The 19,430-nt window shown below is 66.3% G+C and carries 16 protein-coding genes; 4 read left to right on the plus strand and 12 right to left on the minus strand.

Translation table 11 applies throughout. The features are described from left to right. Positions 1-44: 44 nt before the first annotated feature. Positions 45-1,196 carry a LysR substrate-binding domain-containing protein gene (locus tag VVT58_RS17955; protein ID WP_327752290.1) on the minus strand — a complete coding sequence of 384 codons (1,152 nt, stop codon included), beginning with the start codon at positions 1,194-1,196 and terminating at the stop codon, positions 45-47. 105 nt (positions 1,197-1,301) lie between these two features. On the opposite strand from VVT58_RS17955, the gene ligK reads away from it, so the two are divergent. The 3 genes from ligK to VVT58_RS17970 are packed head-to-tail and all read left to right on the plus strand — an operon-like array spanning position 1,302 to position 3,943. Further along, positions 1,302-1,976 carry a 4-carboxy-4-hydroxy-2-oxoadipate aldolase/oxaloacetate decarboxylase gene (gene ligK / locus VVT58_RS17960; RefSeq protein ID WP_327752291.1) on the plus strand — a complete coding sequence of 225 codons (675 nt, stop codon included), beginning with the start codon at positions 1,302-1,304 and terminating at the stop codon, positions 1,974-1,976. Positions 1,977-2,006: 30 nt separating this feature from the next. Then, complete coding sequence (locus VVT58_RS17965; RefSeq protein WP_327752292.1) at positions 2,007-3,059, plus strand: 4-oxalomesaconate tautomerase; 1,053 nt, start codon at positions 2,007-2,009, stop codon at positions 3,057-3,059. Next, positions 3,056-3,943: an amidohydrolase family protein gene (locus tag VVT58_RS17970; protein WP_327752293.1), complete on the plus strand. Its 888-nt coding sequence runs from the start codon at positions 3,056-3,058 to the stop codon at positions 3,941-3,943. Before VVT58_RS17965 ends, VVT58_RS17970 begins: the two co-directional genes overlap by 4 nt. A 36-nt stretch (positions 3,944-3,979) precedes the next feature. On the opposite strand, the gene VVT58_RS17975 is transcribed toward VVT58_RS17970, so the two are convergent. Together VVT58_RS17975 and VVT58_RS17980 are read right to left on the minus strand one after the other, a co-directional pair. Beyond that, positions 3,980-6,514, minus strand: a complete 2,535-nt coding sequence (locus VVT58_RS17975) for an FtsX-like permease family protein (RefSeq protein ID WP_327752294.1) — start codon at positions 6,512-6,514, stop codon at positions 3,980-3,982. Beyond that, entirely contained in the window at positions 6,511-7,212 is a 702-nt protein-coding gene (locus VVT58_RS17980; RefSeq protein WP_327752295.1) for an ATP-binding cassette domain-containing protein, read from the minus strand. Before VVT58_RS17980 ends, VVT58_RS17975 begins: the two co-directional genes overlap by 4 nt. A 16-nt stretch (positions 7,213-7,228) precedes the next feature. On the opposite strand from VVT58_RS17980, the gene VVT58_RS17985 reads away from it, so the two are divergent. Continuing rightward, the gene (locus VVT58_RS17985; RefSeq protein WP_327752296.1) at positions 7,229-7,930 is read left to right on the plus strand and encodes an arylesterase; all 702 of its coding nucleotides are present in this window, start codon (positions 7,229-7,231) and stop codon (positions 7,928-7,930) included. 46 nt (positions 7,931-7,976) lie between these two features. Here the strand turns inward: VVT58_RS17985 and putA are convergent, their stop codons facing one another. The 9 genes from putA to ccoN form a co-directional block, all read right to left on the minus strand. Next, the gene (gene putA / locus VVT58_RS17990; RefSeq protein WP_327752409.1) at positions 7,977-11,579 is read right to left on the minus strand and encodes a trifunctional transcriptional regulator/proline dehydrogenase/L-glutamate gamma-semialdehyde dehydrogenase; all 3,603 of its coding nucleotides are present in this window, start codon (positions 11,577-11,579) and stop codon (positions 7,977-7,979) included. Positions 11,580-11,718: 139 nt separating this feature from the next. Beyond that, on the minus strand, positions 11,719-11,859 hold the full coding sequence (ccoS, locus tag VVT58_RS17995) for a cbb3-type cytochrome oxidase assembly protein CcoS (RefSeq protein WP_066562254.1): 141 nt from the start codon (positions 11,857-11,859) through the stop codon (positions 11,719-11,721). After that, positions 11,856-13,988, minus strand: a complete 2,133-nt coding sequence (locus VVT58_RS18000; RefSeq protein ID WP_327752299.1) for a cation-translocating P-type ATPase — start codon at positions 13,986-13,988, stop codon at positions 11,856-11,858. The genes ccoS and VVT58_RS18000 overlap by 4 nt, the downstream gene beginning before the upstream one ends. Then, positions 13,988-14,461 (minus strand): FixH family protein, encoded by a 474-nt coding sequence (locus VVT58_RS18005; RefSeq protein WP_327752302.1) that lies wholly within the window; start codon positions 14,459-14,461, stop codon positions 13,988-13,990. The genes VVT58_RS18000 and VVT58_RS18005 overlap by 1 nt, the downstream gene beginning before the upstream one ends. Before the next feature lie 3 nt (positions 14,462-14,464). Then, positions 14,465-15,895, minus strand: a complete 1,431-nt coding sequence (gene ccoG / locus VVT58_RS18010) for a cytochrome c oxidase accessory protein CcoG (RefSeq protein ID WP_327752303.1) — start codon at positions 15,893-15,895, stop codon at positions 14,465-14,467. 3 nt (positions 15,896-15,898) lie between these two features. Then, a complete protein-coding gene (gene ccoP, locus VVT58_RS18015; RefSeq protein ID WP_327752305.1) occupies positions 15,899-16,804 on the minus strand; it encodes a cytochrome-c oxidase, cbb3-type subunit III in 906 nt (301 codons plus the stop codon). Beyond that, entirely contained in the window at positions 16,797-16,964 is a 168-nt protein-coding gene (locus VVT58_RS18020) for a cbb3-type cytochrome c oxidase subunit 3 (RefSeq protein WP_066562242.1), read from the minus strand. Before VVT58_RS18020 ends, ccoP begins: the two co-directional genes overlap by 8 nt. Then, positions 16,961-17,707 (minus strand): cytochrome-c oxidase, cbb3-type subunit II, encoded by a 747-nt coding sequence (gene ccoO, locus VVT58_RS18025; RefSeq protein WP_169576260.1) that lies wholly within the window; start codon positions 17,705-17,707, stop codon positions 16,961-16,963. The genes VVT58_RS18020 and ccoO overlap by 4 nt, the downstream gene beginning before the upstream one ends. Before the next feature lie 14 nt (positions 17,708-17,721). Then, complete coding sequence (ccoN, locus tag VVT58_RS18030; protein WP_327752311.1) at positions 17,722-19,380, minus strand: cytochrome-c oxidase, cbb3-type subunit I; 1,659 nt, start codon at positions 19,378-19,380, stop codon at positions 17,722-17,724. Between the last annotated feature and the right edge of the window lie 50 nt (positions 19,381-19,430).

Genomic DNA, 19,430 nt, shown 5'->3' on the forward strand with positions numbered 1-19,430 from the left:
CCCCGCAAGGGCGCCAATCGAATCCGCGCCGCTCCTATAAGAATTTACGAATATATTTTTCCGGCTTCGGTCTCCATGGCGTCCAGGAAGCGCCCTTGCAGGCGTGTCGGGCGCCAGTCGGTGCGGGTGGTGATGCCGATGGTCCGGCTGACCGATCCCGGCGCCGAACCGATGTTGGCCACTATTCCAACATCCAATTCCAGCGCCAGTTGGTCCACCGACAGCAGCGTCAGATAATCGCCGCCCAGCAGTAGCTGCCGGATGGTCATCACCGACCCGCATTCGATCGGAACGGCGGGCAGCTCTCCACCCAGCGCCTCAAGCATGCGCCGCCATAATTGTCGTAGCGGCGCGCCTTCAGGAGGCAAAATCCAGGGGAAACGGCGCAAATCGTCGGGGGTCCAGCCGCCCGCCAACGGATGCCCGGCGCGCCCGATGATGATCGGCCGGTCTTCGAACAAGGGCGTTTGCGTCAAGTCCTGCCCGACGGAGGGATCGCGCAGCGCGCCGATCATCATATCGACCTCTCCATCGCGCAACGGGCCGACCAGCTCGGCGTGGGAGCCTTCATGGACGCTGATGTCGACCTGAGGAAAGTCGGCGCGAAAGCGGGCAATGGCGGCGGGCAGCAACCGCGCGCGCGACAACGGCATGGCGCCAACCACGATCCGCCCGCTCTCCTGCCCCCTGATGTCGGCAATATCCTCCAACCCGGAGCGCAATTCCGCCAGCGCCAGCCGCAACCGCCGCGCCAACAGCGCGCCCTGTCGGGTCAGCGCCAGACCGCGCCCGCGCCGCTCAGCAAGCCTGTAGCCCATGGCAAGGCCCAGATCGCCCACCGCCCGGTGCAGCGAGGGTTCGGTCACGCCCGCTTCCGCCGCCGCCGCCGGATAGCTGCCCGCCCGCGCCAGCGCGACGAAAGCGCGGATTTGGGTCGCCGTCACCCGGCTGCTGCCGATCAGCCGCAGCGCCACATCGACCCGTGGCGCCAGCGCCAGCGCCGCATCGGTTGGGGCCATGCCGCCCGGTTGCCGCTCGAACAGGGGCAGGCCCAATTGCGCCTCCAGCTTGGCTATGCCCTGGGTGACGGCCGGCTGCGTCAGATTGACCGCGCGGGCGCCGAGCGAAACGCTGCCCTGCTGCACGACAGCGGCCATGGCGGCGAGATGGCGGATATTGAACTGATCGGGGGACATTCCGGATCATTAGCAAAAATTTATGGGTTCCGCATAGATCGGATTTGTCGACCCCAACGGGCTCGTTCATGGGAATCATCAACTTTATTCCGTGGGAGTAGGATCATGTCCGGCGTCGTTGTCCAGAATATCGAGCGGGCGGAACTTTCCATCATCGACGGCTTGGCCCGATGCGGCGTTGCCACCGCGCATGAGGCGCAAGGCCGCACGGGTCTGCTCGCGCCCTATATGCGCCCGATCTACAGCGGCGCGCGGATCGCGGGCAGCGCCGTCACCATCTCGGCCGCTCCGGGCGACAACTGGATGGTCCATGTCGCGATCGAGCAGTTGAAGGAAGGCGACGTCCTGCTGCTGGCGCCGACCAGCCCCTGCACCGACGGCTATTTCGGGGACTTGCTCGCGACCTCCGCCCAGGCACGCGGATGCCGGGGGCTGATCATCGACGCGGGCGTGCGCGACGTGCGAGACCTGACCGCCATGAATTTCCCCGTCTGGTCGAAGGCAGTTCATGCCCAGGGCACGGTCAAGAATAGGCTGGGCAGCGTCAATATTCCGGTGGTGTGCGCCAATGCGCTGGTCAATCCGGGCGACGTGGTGATCGCGGACGATGACGGGGTCTGCATCGTGCCCCGCGCCGATGCGGGCGCGGTGCTGGAAAAGGCGCAGGCACGTGAGGCCGCTGAGGAAGCCAAGCGCCTGCGTCTGGCGGCCGGGGAACTCGGTCTGGACATCTACAATATGCGTCCGCGTCTCGAAGAAATGGGGCTGAAATATGTATAAGCCCTGCCAAATGACGAAGGGAGACGGGGAATGACCTCCGCCCGTGTCATGTGGATGCGCGGCGGCACGTCCAAGGGCGGCTATTTCCTGAGCGAAGACCTGCCCGCCGATGCCGCCGCGCGCGATGCCTTTCTGTTGCGGATCATGGGTTCGCCCGATCCGCGTCAGATCGACGGCATGGGCGGCGCCGATCCGCTGACCAGCAAGGTCGCGCTAGTGAAGAAGTCTAAGCGGGAGGGCGTCGATGTCGACTATCTCTTCCTCCAGGTCTTCGTGGATCAGGCGATCGTCAGCGACGCGCAGAATTGCGGCAATATCCTGGCCGGCATCGGCCCCTTCGCCATCGAGCGCGGACTGGTGCCTGCGCGGAAGGGCGAAACCCGCATCGCCATCTTCATGGAAAATACCGGGCAGATCGCCATCGCCACCGTCGAAACGCCGGACGGAAAGGTCCGCTATGACGGGGAGGCAAGGATCGACGGCGTGCCCGGCTCCGCCGCGCCCATCCCTCTGGAATTTCGCGACACCGCCGGTTCCTCCTGCGGCGCGCTGCTGCCCACCGGCAACGCTTTCGATGAGGTGGAGGGCGTGCGCGTGACGCTGATCGACAATGGCATGCCATGCGTCGTCATGAAGGCGCAGGATGTCGGCGTCACTGGCTATGAGGACCGTGAGACGCTGGACAATGACTTGGGCCTGAAGGCCCGGATCGAGAAAATCCGGCTTGCCGTGGGTGAACGGATGAACCTGGGTGACGTCAGGGAAAAATCAGTGCCCAAGATGATGCTGGTCGCCCCGCCCCGCAGCGGCGGCGCGGTCAGCGTGCGCAGCTTCATCCCCCATCGCGCCCATGCCTCGATCGGCGTGCTGGGCGCGGTCAGCGTCGCGACGGCCTGCCTGATCGAAGGCTCGCCTGCGGCCGAGGTGGCGAGCATAGCCGCGGGCAGCCGCAAGACCCTGTCGGTCGAGCATCCAACCGGCGAAACCACCTGCGTCATGGAACTGGACGAGAAGGGCGCCGTCACCAGCGCGGCGATGCTGCGCACGGCGCGCAAGTTGATGGATGGAGAGGTTTTCGCATGAGTGCCAATGACAGCGGCCGTATCATTTCCTGGCACGAAAATCCCTCTGTCCCTACTTTCACCCCGCCGCCCGGTGCGGTGGACGCGCATTGCCACGTCTTCGGCCCGATGGCGGATTTTCCCTTCAGTCCCAAGGCCAAATATCTGCCGGAAGACGCGGGCCCGGACATGCTGTTCGCGCTGCGCGACAGGTTGGGCTTCGCGCGCAATGTCATCGTCCAGGCGAGTTGCCACGGCACCGACAACAGCGCGACCCTGAATGGCATCGCCAAATCCGGCGGCAAGGCGCGTGGCGTCGCCGTGGTCGATCCCGCCGTCACCGACGCCGAACTGGAAAGGCTGCACGCGGGCGGCATGCGCGGGGTGCGCTTCAATTTCCTCAAACGCCTGGTCGACGATGCGCCCAAGGACAAGTTTCTGGAGATCGCAAAGCGCATCCAGCCGCTCGGCTGGCATGTGGTTGTCTATTTCGAGGCGGATATATTGGAGGAAATGCGCCCCTTCCTCGACGCAATCCCGACGCTGATCCTGATCGACCATATGGGCCGGCCCGACGTCAGCCAAGGTCCGGACGGCGCCGATATGCGGGCGTTCCGCCGCCTGCTCGACAGCCGCGATGATATATGGACCAAGGTGACCTGCCCCGACCGGCTCGACCCCCTGGGCGCGCCTTGGGACGATTTTGCTCATGCGGTCGCGCCGCTGGTGGCGGATTATCAGGATCGGGTGCTGTGGGGCACGGACTGGCCGCATCCGAACATGGAAAAGGCGATTCCCGACGATGGCGCGCTGGTCGACATGATCCCCCGCATCGCGCCAACCGCCCAATTGCAACGCAAGCTGCTCGTCGACAACCCCATGCGGCTTTACTGGCCCGGCGAATAGCGGCGGTCGCGTGCCTCAGCCAATGAGGAAGCGGCCCTATAGCGCACGTAATGCGCGCGCAGGCCGCACCGACATCAACGGGATGGAGCCCAGCAGCCCGATCCCCAGCGTCAGCACAGCGCCCGCGCCTAAAGTCGACAGCACCAGCAGCCAATCGGGCGCCCAGCCGAACTGGAATATCTGCACGATCACGAACCACGCCGCCGCCAGCCCCAGCCCCAACGCCACCAGCGCCAGCACCCCGGCGAGCAGCGCATATTCGATCGCCTGCGCGCCCAATATCTGCGCGCGCGTCGCGCCGAGCGTCTTCAGGATCACGCTGTCATAGGCGCGCGCCTGCCGCGACGCCGCGATCGCGCCGATCAGCACGGCGATGCCCGCCAGGATCGCGACCGATCCGGCCAGCACGATCGCGGTCGACATCTGTCCCAGCAGAATAGTGACCTGCGCCACCACCTCGCCCACCGCGATGATCGACACCGAGGGGAAGGCCGCCAGCAGCGCACGGGTCATCGCTCCCTCCGACGCGCCTTTCGTCGTAATCGTCGCTGACAGGCTGTGCGGCGCGCTACGCAGCGTGTTGGGCGAAAAAACCATGATATAGTTGAAGCCCATCGTCTCCCAGTTGACCTGCCGCAGGGAGGCGATCCGCGCCTCGATCTCGCGTCCCAGCACCGACACGGTGAGCCGGTCCCCGACGCCAACGCCCATCACCTTCGCCGCTTCGCGGTCGAGCGAGATCAGCGGCGGCCCGGCATAGTTTCGGGGCCACCATTGCCCCTTCACCAGTTCCGATCCCTCGGGCAGCGTCTCGCTATAGGTGACGCCCCGCTCGCCGCGCAGGAACCAGGCGCCTTCGGGCAGTTGCTTGAGGTCCGCCACGCGCTGCCCGCCATAGGCGACGATCGTTCCGCGCAGGGTCGGCACCATATTGACCTTGGCCCCAGGCGCCTCTTGCGCGACGAGCGAGAGAAAGCGATCCTTCCCGGCGATAGGGATGTCCAGCACGAACTGGTCGGGCGCGGTGCGGGGCACGGTGTTGCGGATTTCGGCGCTGAGGCTCGACTGGATCGCCGCGAGCGTCACGAACAGCGTCAGGCCCAGCCCGAGCGCCACCACCAGCGCCGAGGTCTGCGCGCCCGGCCGGTGGAGATTGGCCACCGCCAACCGGGCAAGGGGACGGCGCGGCGCGGGTGCCCGGCGTGCCAAGCGCCGGACCAGCAGCCCGATCCCGGTCAGCAGCGCCAGCACGGCGGCGACGGCGCCCAGCATCGACGCCGCGAACCATGGCTCCCGCGCTGTGCCCAGCGCCAGCGCGACGGCCGCCGCCCCGGCCGCGCCCACCGCGATCATGCTCGCGCGGTCGAAACCGCGCCGCTTGTCCACCGTCTCGCGAAACAGCGCGGCGGCGGGCAGGGTGCGCGCATGCGCCAGCGGCGGCATGGTGAAGATGAAGGCGATCAGCAGGCCGTAAAGCGCGCTGGTGACGAGCGGCCAGGGCGCGATGGCGAAGCCCGGCTGCACCGGCAATATGTCCCGCATCGCGGCCACCAGCCCCAGCGGCAGCACGATTCCCGCCGCCAGTCCGCATGCGATCGCCAGCATGGCGACCACGCCGATCTGCATCAGATAGATGCGCGCAATGTCGGCGGACGACGCGCCCAATATCTTCAGCGTCGCGATGCCGTTGCGTTTGATCGTCAGATAGGAGGCGACGCCGTTGCTGACCCCGATCCCGGCGATGGCAAGCGCGGCGAGGCCGATCAGCGACAGGAACTGCCCCATCCGCTCCAGAAAACGGCTGGTCCCCGGCGCTGCCCCGTCGCGGTCCTTGATCTCGAAGCCGGAGGACGCAAAGGCGCGTTTCAGCCGGTCCCCGACCGCCCCTGCGTCCCGGTCCGCCGCCATGCGGATGCGATATTTGCTTTCGTAGAGGCTGCCCGGCTGAATGAGGCCCGTACGCCGGATGCCCTCCATCGACGTGAGCGCGACCGGCCCCAAAGTGAAGCCCTCGCCCACGCGATCGGGCTCGTCCGCGATGATGTCGCGGATGCGGAAGGTCGCCGTGCCATAGCGCAAGACATCGCCTGGCTTCACGTCCAGCCGGTCCGCCAACGCCTGTCCGATCACCAGTTCGTCGGCGCGCATCGGCCCTGCCCGGCCGCCTTTCAGCATCAGCGTGCCGTAGAGCGGATAGACCCCGTCCACGCCCTTGAGTTCGGTCAGCACGGCGGATGGGCCTTTGCCCTCCCCGACCCGCTGCGCCATTGCGCGCAGCCTGATCGTCTCGCTCAGCACCCCTTCACGCCGGAACGCCGCTTTCTCGGCCGCGCTTGCCTCACGCTGCGACATCGCCACTTCGACATCGCCGCCCAGCAGCAACTGCCCCTTACTCGCAATCTCTCCCGTGATCGCGGCGGTCAGGCCGCCGATCGTCGCCAGCGTCGCAACGCCCAGGAACAGGCAGATGAACAGCGGCCGCAACCCCCGAAAGCCGCGATGCAGATCGCGCCGGGCGATCCGCCAGCAGCCCCGCCAGCCCAGCCCCCCTCGCCCGCCAAGCCCCGTCACGGCCTCCGGTCCGCAATGATCAGCCCGTCGCGCATCTCCACGATGCGATCGCACCGTTCAGCCACCCCAGGATCATGGGTGATGATCACCAGCGTCGCGCCGTTCGCTTCCCGCCGGGCGAACAGCAGTTCGACGATCGACCCGCTGGTCGCGCCATCCAGATTGCCGGTCGGCTCGTCGGCAAAGATGATGTCCGGTCCTGGCGCGACGGCGCGGGCAATGGCCACGCGCTGCTGCTCGCCGCCCGAAAGCTGGGCGGGGTAATGATGCAGCCGATGCCCCAGCCCCACCGCCTCCAGCTCGTTCGCCGCGCGGGCGAAGGCATTCGCGAACCCCGCCAGTTCCAGCGGCACGGCGACATTTTCCACCGCCGTCATGGTCGGCAGCAGGTGGAAGCTCTGCAACACGATGCCCACGCGCCCGCGCCTCGCCCGCGCCAGCGCGTCTTCGTCCAGCGGTCCGTAATCAATCCCCGCGACCTGCACCTCGCCTCCGCTCGCGCGCTCCAGCCCCGACAGGATCGCCATCAGCGACGACTTGCCCGACCCCGACGGTCCCAGGATCGCCAGGCTCTCCCCCCTGGGGATGGAAAGGTCGATACCCTTCAATATTTGGGTGGGCGCTTCGCGGGTGCCGAGCGAGAGGGTGACATTGCGCGCTTCAATCGCGATATGGGCGAGGGAGGACGAACCGTGCATCAGCGAAAGGAACCCCATGAAGGCGGGAAGATGGTCGATATATGTGGGCGCGGTGGCGATTGTGCAATTGCTCACCGCCTGTTCGGGCGAACCAGCCGCCAGCAACAGCGCAGCGCCGTCCGCGCAGGCGCAGAATAGCGCCGCCCCGGTCGAAGACGGCAAACTCGTCCTCGTCTTCGGTGACAGCCTCTATGCGGGCTATGGCGTGGCCCAGAATGAAAGCTTCCCCTTCCGCCTCGAACAGGCGCTGAAGGCCAAGGGGCTGGCGGTTCAGGTCCGCAATGCCGGGGTTTCAGGCGAAACCTCTTTGGGGGGCATGCAGCGCCTCGCCTTCACGCTGGACGGCCTGCCGCGCAAGCCCGACCTGCTGCTGCTCGACCTTGGCGGCAACGACATGTTGCGCGGTCTGGCGCCGGAGGACAGCGAAAAGAATCTGCGCGCTATATTGGACCAGCTCAAGCAGCGGCAGATCCCAGTGCTGCTCACCGGCATGCTGGCCGCGCCCAATATGGGCAAGGATTATGGCGCAAAGTTCGACGCCATCTATCCCCGGCTGGCCAAGGATTACGGCCTGCCGATCTACCCCTTCTTCCTTGAAGGCGTGATCGGGAATCCCAAGCTGATGCAGGCCGATTCCATCCATCCCAATCCGGCCGGGGTGAATGTGATCGTCGGCAAGATCGCGCCGGTCGTGACGGGGTTGCTGAAGGACGCCTAAGCGCAACGTGCTCCAGCGAAGGCAGGAGCACGCTGTGCCTACCCTCTCACCCAATCATCATCAGGCTCGCATTACCCCCGGCAGCCGTCGTGTTGATGGAGGTCGACACCTCCTCCAGCAGCCAGTCGAGCGGATACCCCCCATCCGCCCCCGCCGCATGGACGCTGACGACCGGCCCCGGCAAGTCGGCCACTTCCTGAACCACCGCACCAATCCGCCCGGCATCCCCCTCAACCAGCACCGCTCCAAGCGGCCCGTCCGCCTGTGACGCGAAATGCGCCGCAATATGCGCAGGCAACCCCTGCGGCAGCGCCATGTCCCGCAACACCCCGCGATTGCCAGTCGCCAGCATCGCCGCCATCTGCTGCAACAGCCCCTGCCGCGTCGCGGGCCGCATCCCGATCTGCCCACGCGGATGCAGCGCATAGAGGTTGCGCTCCCCCACCGGCCCCGGCAGCGCCATCTCCACCCCTAACGCCGACGCATCGCCATAACGCCGCGCCATGGCCGAAGCCTCCGCTTCACCCTCCGCTGCCAGCCAATCGGCAAAATCGCTGAGCGGCGACCGGAGCGAACCCGCCCGTTCGGCAAAAACCGGGGGCGTGGTCACCAGCCGTCCCAGATAGAGCGGCCCACCCGCCTTGGGCCCAGTACCCGACAGGCCGCGCCCGCCAAAGGGCTGCACCCCAACGATCGCGCCGATGACGTTGCGGTTCACATAAAGATTGCCCGCCTTCACCCGCCCGGTCACCTGCGCGATGGTGTCGTCCAGCCGCGTGTGCAGGCCGAAGGTCAGGCCATAGCCGGTCGCGTTGATCGCATCGATCAACGCGTTCAACCCGGAGCGGGGAAAGCGTATGACATGCAACACCGGCCCGAAAACCTCGCGCTTGAGTTGCGCTATGTCGTCGATCTCGATGATGGTGGGCGGCACGAAGCTGCCGTGCGCCGCTTGGTCCGGGAGCATTTGCTGCTCCACCGCGCAGCCCAGAGCGCGCATCGAGGCGATATGCCCCTCGATCCCCGCTTTAGCATCCTCGGTGATGACGGGGCCGATATCGACCGCCAGCCGATCGGTCCGCCCGATGCGCAATTCCCGGAGCGCGCCCTTCAGCATCGTCAGCGTCCGGTCCGCCACATCCTCCTGCAAACAAAGGATGCGCAGCGCCGAACAGCGCTGCCCCGCGCTGTCGAAGGCCGAGGCGATCACGTCCGCCACCACCTGTTCGGCCAGCGCGGAGCTGTCGACGATCATCGCATTCTGCCCGCCCGTCTCCGCGATCAGGGGGATGGGCTTGCCCGATGCGGAGAGGCGGGATGCCAGTTGCCGCTGGATCAACCGCGCCACCTCGGTCGATCCGGTGAACAGCAATCCGGCGGTCTGCGGCGCCGCCACCAGCGCCGCGCCGATCTCGCCCGCGCCGGGGATCAGTTGCAGCGCGTCGCCCGGCACGCCCGCCTCATGCAGCAACCGCACCGCCTCTGCCGCGATCAGCGGGGTTTCCTCGGCGGGCTTGGCCAGCACCGGATTGCCCGCGACCAGCGCCGCCGCGATCTGCCCGGTGAAGATCGCCAGCGGGAAATTCCAGGGCGAAATGCAGACGACCGGCCCCAAAGCCGCCTGCGCCGGGCCGAAAGCCGCCCGCACCTGGGCCGCATAATAGCGCAGGAAATCGATCGCCTCCCGCACTTCGGCTATGGCGTTGGGCAGCGACTTGCCCGCCTCGCGCACGATCAGGCCCAGCAGGATCGGCATGCGCGCCTGCATCGCGTCGGCGGCCCGCTCCAATATCGCGGCGCGCTCCGCCACCGGCACTTGCGCCCATTCGCTGCCGCCAGCGCGAATGACCGCCGATCGTGCATGATCCGCTGACGCTTCGAACACTGTCCCAACGAGATCGCGCCGATCGGCGGGGTTGAGCACCAGCCGCGCCGTGCCTTCCCCATTCTCCGGCGCGGCCGTCCAGTCGATCGCCGCGCTTTCCGCCAGCGCCTGCGTCAGCGCCGCCAGCACGCTCTCGTCGCTCAGGTCGATCCCGTCGGAATTGCGCCGGTCGGGATAGAGCCCGGACGGCAGCGCGATCTCCGGATGCCGCGCGCCCGGATGCGGCATCGCCCGCACCATCTCTACCGGGTCTGCGATCATCTCCTCCACCGGCACCGCCGGGTCGGCAATGCGGTGCACGAAGGAACTGTTCGCGCCATTTTCCAGCAGGCGCCGCACCAGATAGGCCAGCAGCGTCTCATGCGTGCCGACCGGCGCATAGATGCGGCAGGGGCGGTCGAGATTCCCCTTCCCTACCACCTGCTCATAGAGCGGCTCGCCCATGCCGTGCAGGCACTGAAACTCATAGTCGCCAAGCCTGAAATCCGGCCCGGCCAGATGATGGATAGTCGCCAAAGTCTGCGCATTATGCGTCGCGAACTGGGGGAAGACTTTATCCGTCGCCGCCAGCAGCTTCTTCGCGCAGGCGATATAGGCGACGTCCGTATGCACTTTGCGCGTATAGACCGGGAAATCCGCCAGCCCGTCGACCTGCGCCCGTTTGATCTCCGCGTCCCAATAGGCGCCCTTGACCAGACGCACCATGATCCGCCGCCCGGCCCGCTGCGCCAGATCGACGATCCAGTCGATGACGAAGGGGCAGCGCTTGCCATAGGCCTGCACCACGAAACCAAGGCCGTTCCAGCCCGCAAGGTCGGGGTCCAGCGCCAGGCTCTCCAGCAGGTCGAGCGACAATTCCAGCCGGTCCGCTTCCTCCGCATCGATGTTGAGGCCGATGTCATAGCCCTTGGCCAGCAGCGCCAGTTCCTTCACGCGGGGCAGCAATTCCCCCATGACCCGTTCCGCCTGGGCGCGGCTATAGCGCGGATGCAGCGCCGACAGCTTGATCGAGATACCTGGCCCCGCATAGACGCCGCGCCCGTCCGACGCCCTGCCGATGGCGTGGATCGCTTGGGCGTAATCGGCCAGATAGCGCGCCGCATCGGCCGCCGTCGCCGCCGCCTCGCCCAGCATGTCATAACTGTATTGGAAGCCCTTCGCCTCCTGTACCCGTGCGCGCTTCAGCGCCTCGGCAATCGTCTCGCCGGTCACGAACTGCTCGCCCATCATCCGCATGGCGAGGTCCACGCCTCGCCGGATAACCGGCTCGCCCACACGCGCCACCAGCCGGGTCAGCGCCGCGCCGAGGCTCCGGTCATCGACGCTGCCGACCAGCTTCCCCGTCACCACCAGTCCCCAGGTCGCCGCATTGACGAACAGCGACTTGCCGCCGCCCAGATGCCCGCCCCAGTCGCCGTCAGCGATCTTGTCGCGGATCAGCGCATCGCGGGTCGCATCGTCGGGAATGCGCAGCAGCGCTTCGGCCAAACACATCAGCGCCACCCCCTCCTGGCTGGAGAGCGAATATTCCTGCACCAGCGCCTCGACTCCGCTGCCATTGCGGTTGGCGCGCAGCGTCGTCACCAGCCTGCGCGCCGTTTCCCGGGCCGCCTGCCGCATTGCGTCTGGCAGCGCGGCGGCTTCGAGCAGGGGCGCCATGCACCGCGCTTCATCACGACGATAGGCGGCGGTGATGGCCTGGCGGAGCGGCGACTGTACGCGTATGGCGGGGGCGAAATCAGCGAAGGGGGGCGGGTTCGTCATGCGTGCCATGATAGAGAAATCATGGCATGCAGACCGACTTATGAATAGCAGATATCCAGGAAATATGCCTTATTATTGGCGATTTTCTGGCGAAATATCCTGTATATCATGGATAAATCGGACGAAAAGACGCCCGCCCTCAATCCTCGTCGATCAGGATGCGCACCGCCGCGCCATCGGTGTCGTCGAACTGGCCATTGCCCAGCGCCCAGAAAAAGGCCGCCAGACCCAGCAATCCCAGGCCAAGCGCGATCGGGATGAGCAGGCTGAGACCGATCATTTCACGACTCCTTTCAAACGCAGGGCGTTGGCGATGACGATCAGCGAGGATGTCGACATGGCGACCGCCGCAACCAGCGGCGTCACCTTGCCCGCTATGGCCAGCGGCACCGCCAGCACATTATAGCCGATCGCCAGCGCGAAATTCTGCTTCACCACGGCGACCGTCCGCCGCGCCACATGCACAGTGAGCGCCACGGGCGCCAGCCTGTCGCCCAGAAACACGGCATCGGCGGTGAGTTGGCTCGCGTCGCTGGCGGAGGCGGGCGCCATGCTGGCATGGCCCGCCGCCAACGCCGGGCCGTCATTCAGCCCGTCCCCGATCATCAGCACCTTTTCCCCCTTGCCCTTCAACCGGCCGATCAGCGCTAGCTTGTCGGCTGGGCGCAGATGGCCGATAGCGGTGGTGCGGGTTTCGCGGGCGATCTCCTCCAGCGCGTCGGGGCGGTCGCCGCTGGCGATCAGCACATTCATCCCCATGCCGCGCAGGGCGTCCAGCGTATCCGCCGCGTCGGGCCGCAGGGCATCGGTGAAGCTCAGCAGCATGGCCTGATCGCCGCGCCGATATTCCGCCGCCAGCCCGAACAGGTTGATCAGGCTACGTGGACGCGCGAGGGAAACGGATACCCCTTCATAGTCCGCGAAGACCCCCTCTCCGGCGACTTCGCGGATCTGGTCGAGCGCGGCGGGCGTTACACCCTTCGCCTCCAGCGCCTGCCGTAGAGCAATGCTCAACGGATGGCGCGAGGCCCGGGACAGCGACAGCAGGATCGAACGGTCGTCGCTCCACAAGCGGCGCAACCCCTGCGGGACGGGACGGCCCAGCGTCAGCGTGCCGGTCTTGTCGAACACCGCCTCGCTGACTTCCGCCAGCCTTTCCAGCGCCGACCCGTCCTTGACCAGCACGCCCCGCCGCATCAGCGCGCCACAGGCGACGATCTGCGCCGCCGGCACCGCCAGTCCCAGCGCGCAAGGGCAAGTGATCAGCAGCACGGCGACCGCGATCAGCAGCGACTGATGCACGCCCGCTCCGGCGATCATCCACCCCGCAAAGGACAATGCCGCCAGCAGATGGACGCAGGGCGCATACAAGCGCGCCGCCCGGTCCGCGAGGCGGACATAGCGCGACTTGCCCTGCCCTGCCTCCTCCATCAGCCGGGCGATGTCGGCAATGACGGTATCTGGGCCCGCCGCCGTCACCTCCACCTGGATCGGTCCGTCGATGTTGAGCGCGCCCGCCTGCACGCTGTCGCCGGGACGCACACGCACCGGGGCGCTTTCTCCTGTCAGGAAGGCGATGTCGAGGCCGCTTTCGCCCTCCACGACTCGCCCGTCGGCAGCCAGCCTTTCGCCCGCCGCCACCAATATCGTCATCCCCGGCCGCAACGCATCAGCCCGCGTCCACCGACTGCTCCCATCCGCCGCCAGCACCAGCGCGCCGGGCGCGGTCTGCTTGAGCAGCGCCGCCACCCCCGCTCGCGCCCGCCCACGCATCATGCTGTCGAGCGAGCGTCCTGCCAGCAGGAAGAACAGCAGCATCACCGCCCCGTCGAACCAGGCATGGGCGCCGCCGGTCACGGTTTCATACAGGCTCATGCCGGTCGTCAGCAGCACGCCGATGCTGATCGGCACGTCCATGTTCGTCCGCCCCTGCCGCAGCGCCGCCCAGGCCGAACGGAAGAAGGGCTGGCCCGCATAGGCGACCGTCGGCAGGGCGATCAGCGCGGAGAGCCAGTGGAACATCTCCCGCGTCGCGCCCGCCGCCCCCGACCAGACCGACACCGACAGCAGCATGATGTTCATCGCCGCGAAGCCCGCGACCACCAGCGCGCGCGTCAGCCGCCTGCTTTCGGCCGCCGCGACATCCAGGCCCGCATCCGCCAGCGGCTCCGCCTCGAACCCCAAAGCGGCGATGGCGGCGCGCAGGTCGGGCGGAGTCAGGGCCGGATCGTGCCGGATCGCGACCCGCTTCGCGCCCATATTGACCCGCGCCGACACTATGCCGGGCTGGCGGGGAAGCCCCTCCTCGATCTTGGCGATGCAGCCGACGCAATGGATGCCGGGGACGGCGAACAGGCTTTCGGCCGTCTCCTCCGTTACGGGATCGGGGATCAGCGCTTTCGTGGCCATCAGTCGACCTCCCTCAACAGATGTTCCTCGCGCCCGGTCAGGCGCAGATCGAAGCGGATTTGCCAGCGGCCCAGGGGCAAGGCGCGGTCGCTGGCGTAGACGCCCGGCGCCATTTCGTGGAACGCCAGCGACAGGTCAGGCGCCCGGCCCAGCGGATGCTGCGCGACCGCCATCACGCCGCCGCCCGCCACCGGCGCGCCCTTTGCGTCGGTCAGGGTCAGGCGGACATGCCGCGCTGCATCCATCGTCACCTTATCCTGCCATCCCAGCCGCCGCTGTGCGCGGGCTTCTGCCAGCCAGCCATTGAATTTCTGGCTGGCGACATAGCTGTTTTCGACCACGGTGCCGCCGAAGGACCGCACCGCGATGGTCGCCATCAGCATGTTGACCGCGATCACCACGGCGAAGAACGCGACCAGGATCGCGGTCATGTGCCAGCCGGTGAAACGGCGGATGGGGGATGGAGAGGTCATGCTTCAGGGCCTTTCAAATCGGGCGGGTTCGCTGGCGCTGCCGCCTTCACGATCCATGGCGCGCGCAGTGAAGCGGAAATCCTGCCGCGCCGGGCCGCCGGACGGCAGCGTCAGGAAGATGCGCAGTTTCGCCACGCTGTCGGCGGGCACGGTCGTCCGCACAGTGGGCGAAGCCGCCTCACGCGATCCCGCGTCGGTCCAAATCCTGCCGCCGGGCAGGCCGCTCAGGCCGACCTCCATCTGGCGGGGCCGCGCCTCCATATTGCGCAGCTTGACCGTATAGGCGTTGCGGATCGCGCCGTCGGACAGGCGCACAAAGATCGGGTTGCGGTCCTGCTGCGCGCTGATTTCCAGCCGCTCGCGCGCGCCGAGCGCGAACAGCATCGCCGCGCCGATCCCCGCCCAGACCGCGAAATAGGCGATGGTGCGGGGGCGCAGCAGCGTCCTCAACACCGGGCGCGGCGCCGCGCCTTTCTGCTCCGCTTCCGCATCGTCCTGCGTGCAATAGTCGATCAGGCCGCGTGGCCGTCCGACCTGCGCCATCACCTTGTCGCAGGCGTCGATGCAGAGCGCGCAGGTGATGCAGCCGATCTGCGGTCCCTCGCGAATGTCGATGCCGGTCGGGCAGACGGCGACGCACTGGTTGCAGTCGATACAATCCCCATAGTCCCCCGGATGCGCCTCCGCCTTCTTCAGGCTGCCGCGCTTCTCGCCGCGCCAGTTCTTGTAGGTGACGACCAGCGATTTCTCGTCCAGCATCGCCGTCTGTATGCGCGGCCAGGGGCACATATAGATGCACACCTGTTCGCGCATGAACCCGCCCAGCACGAAGGTCGTCGCGGTCAGCACGAAGGTCGTGACATAAGCGACCGGCGCGGCGGTCCCGCTCCAGAATTGCTGCTGCAAGGTCGGCGCATCCGCGAAATAGAATATCCATGCGCCGCCGGTTATGAAAGCGATCCCCAGCCAGATCGTCCATTTGAACATTCGCCGGGCGATCTTGGCCAGACCCCAGGACGCCTTGGCCAGCTTCAACTGCGTATTGCGGTCGCCGTCGACGAAGCGTTCGACATGCTGATAGAGATCGGTCCACACGGTTTGCGGACAGGCATAGCCGCACCACGCCCGCCCCACCGCCGAGGTGACGAGGAACAGCCCGATCCCCGCCATGATCAGCAGGCCCGCGACATAATAAAATTCCTGCGGCCAGATCTCGATCGCGAACATGTAGAAGCGGCGGTGGGCAAGGTCGACCAGCACCGCCTGATCGGGCGCATAAGGCCCCCGGTCCCAGCGCAGCCAGGGCGTGCCCCAATAGATGGCCAGCGTCACCGCCATGATCGCCCATTTCAGGCGGCGGTAGAAGCCGTCCACCGCCTTGGGATAGACGCCCTTGCGCTTTTCATAGAGCGAAGCGGAACCGGACATCAGCATGGCTTAGCGGCCCGCCCCCGCTGCTGCCTGGGCGGTGCCCTCACCCCCGCCCAGGCTGTGCACATAGGCCGCCAGCATGCGGATGGTCGCCTTGTCCAGCTTGTCGTCCCAGCGCGGCATCACGCCATGGCGGCTGTTCCAGACGGTTTCACGGATCGTCCCTGCATCGCCGCCATAGAGCCAGATGGCATCGGTCAGATTGGGCGCGCCCAGGCTCCGGCTGCCCTTGCCCGCCGGGCCGTGGCAGACCGCGCAATTGTCGACAAAGACCTTGTCCCCCCGCCGCGACGCCGCACTTGGCCGGTCCTGCCCGCTGATCACGCGGACATGCGCCACCACATCGTCGACCTGCGCCGCCGTCAGCAACTGATCCTTGCCGAAGGCGGGCATCAGCGACTGGCGCGTGGCATCATGGTTCGGGTTGCGGATGCCGTCGGTGACGGTCTTCTCGATCGTCGCCAGATCGCCGCCCCACAGCCAGTCGTCGTCATTGAGGTTGGGATAGCCCTTCGACCCTGCCGCGCCCGATCCATGGCACTGGACGCAATGGACGCGGAAGGCCGCCCGGCCACCCTCGACCGCCGCCTGCATCAGTTGCGGCTTGCCCGGCAACGCGGTGATCGGCGTCTGAGCGATCGCCAGCCGGATCGGCGCAATCTGCCTTTCCCGCGCCGCCAGTTCCTTGTCCAGCGCGCCCCGGCTCGACCAGCCGAGCATGCCGCCGGTCGCCCGGTCGATCATCGGCCAGGCCGGATAGGCGATGGTGTAGCCGAGCGCGAACAGGATCGTCGCGTAGAAGGTCCAGAGCCACCAGCGCGGCAGCGGCGTGTCCAGTTCCTGGATGCCGTCCCATTCATGATGCTTGATCTCCGTCCCGGTGGCGGGGTCGATGCGCTTTTCGTCAGCCATGGTCGGCCTCCGTTTGGTCTTCGAAGATGGCGAGCGCGGCTTCCGCGCTGCGCTGTCGCCCATGGGGCAGGAAGTGCCAGCCGATGAGGGTCACATAGACCAGCCCCATGAACACCAGCCCCCAGCTATCGGCGAAATGCCGCAAGGCGTCGTAGCTCATCTCTCGACCTCTTGCGGTTTCGCGCTGTCCACATCGACCAGCGTGCCCAGCATCTGGAGATAGGCGACCAGCGCATCCATCTCGGTCAGCTTGGCCGGATCGCCGTCGAAATCGCGGGCCTGCGCTTTGGGATAGCGCTTGACGAGGTCGCTGCTGTCCGCATCGGGATCGGCCTGAGCCTTCAGGTCGTCATTGGCCCTGGCGATGTCGTCCTTGCTGTAAGGAACGCCGACATCGTTGAGCGCGGTCAGATCCTTGCGCATGTCGGGCAGCTTCAGCTCGCGCTCGGCCAGGAAGGCATAGCCCGGCATGATCGATTCCGGCACCACGGCGCGCGGGTCTTTCAGATGCTGGACATGCCATTCGTCCGAATATCTGCCGCCCACGCGGGCGAGGTCCGGGCCCGTGCGCTTCGATCCCCACTGGAAGGGATGATCGTACATGCTTTCGGCGGCGAGACTATAATGGCCGTAGCGTTCCGTCTCGTCCCGGAAAGGACGGATCATCTGGCTATGACAATTATAGCAGCCCTCGCGGATGTAGATATTCCGTCCCGCCAGTTCCAGCGGCGTATAGGGGCGCACGCCTTCCACCTTCTCGATCGTATTGTCGATCCAGAAAAGCGGCGCGATCTCCACTATGCCACCGATGGCGACGACGATGAGAGACGCGATACCCAGCAGGGAGACATTCCGCTCCAGCCTGCCATGGTCGAAGAATTTGCCCTTGGTCTTGCTTGCCATGTCCGAATACTCCTTCAGGCAGGCTGGGTGACGAGCGGCCGGTCGGCGTCGGCGTCATAGGCGGCGTCGTTCATCGGCTTTTCCTCGCGCAGCGGGCTGCCCGCGATGGTCTTGCCGATGTTCCAGGCCATGATGATCGCGCCGCTCAGGTACATGAGGCCACCCGCCGCCCGGATCAGGTACATGGGGAACATGGCGCTCACCACTTCGGAGAAGGCGTAGACGAGGTAGCCGTCGCTGCCATATTCGCGCCACATCAGCCCCTGCATGATGCCCGCGACCCACATAGCCGCGGCGTAGAGAACGATCCCCAGCGTCGCCAGCCAGAAGTGCCAGTTCACCAGGCGAAGACTGTACAGCCGCTCGCGCTTCCACAGTCGTGGCGTCAGATAATAGAGGCAAGCGAAAGTGATGAGGCCGTTCCACCCCAGCGCGCCACTATGCACATGGCCGATGGTCCAGTCGGTATAATGGCTGAGACTGTTGACCGCCTTCACCGACATCATCGGACCTTCGAAGGTGCTCATGCCGTAAAAGGCCAGCGCCATCACCATCATACGGATGATCGGATCGGTGCGGATGCGGTCCCAGGCGCCGTTCAGCGTCATCAACCCGTTGATCATCCCGCCCCAGCTTGGCATCCACAACATGACCGAGAAGACCATACCCAAAGTCTGCGCCCAGTCGGGCAGCGCGGTATAGTGGAGATGGTGCGGCCCCGCCCAGATATAGAGGAAGATCAGCGACCAGAAATGGATGATCGACAGGCGATAGCTATAGACCGGCCGCTCGGCCTGCTTGGGCACGAAATAATACATCATGGCCAGGAAGCCCGCGGTCAGGAAGAAACCGACCGCATTATGCCCGTACCACCACTGCGTCAGCGCATCCTGCACGCCCGCGAAGGCGCTGTAGCTCTTGGAACCGAGCAGGCTGACCGGCATGGAAAGATTGTTGACGATGTGCAGCATCGCGATCGTCAGGATGAAACTCAGGTAAAACCAGTTCGCCACATAGATATGCGGTTCGCTGCGGCGCAGGATGGTGCCGCCGAAGACGACCAGATAGGCGACCCAGACGATGGTCAGCCACAGGTCGACATACCATTCCGGCTCGGCATATTCCTTGCCCTCGGTAATGCCCAGCAGATAGCCGGTCGCCGCGAGCACGATGAAAAGCTGATAGCCCCAGAAGACGAACCGCGCGAGCGCCGGAAAGGCCAGCCGCGCCCGGCAGGTCCGCTGCACGACATAAAAGCTGGTGGCGATCAGCGCATTGCCGCCAAAGGCGAAGATCACGGCGGAGGTATGCAACGGCCGCAGCCGCCCAAAGCTGGTATATTCAAGCCCCAGGTTCAGCGCCGGAAAGGCAAGTTGAAGCGCGATGTAAAGCCCCGCGAGAAAGCCCACCAGACCCCAGAAGACGGTCGCGATCACGCCCCAGCGGATCGGATCATCGTCATATTTCCCCTGGCTTTCGGGCATCTTCAGCAGCCCGCGCGTGATCGCCTCATAATCGGCATGCCGCATCGTCAGCACGGCCACGGCCAGCGCGGCGGCGCACACGATCCCCATATGCACGGCAAAGCCGAAGTCCGCCGCCGCCAGCGCCGCCAGAAAGGCCAGCGTCGCGAGCGCGAACCAGCCGCCCGTCTTCCAAACCAGTTGCTCCATAGCCAACTCGCTTTTTAAATGATTTCCCCGTCAAAGGCTTTGCGGCGTCC

The organism is Sphingobium sp. SJ10-10 (assembly GCF_036038995.2).
Classification (GTDB): Bacteria; Pseudomonadota; Alphaproteobacteria; order Sphingomonadales; family Sphingomonadaceae; genus Sphingobium.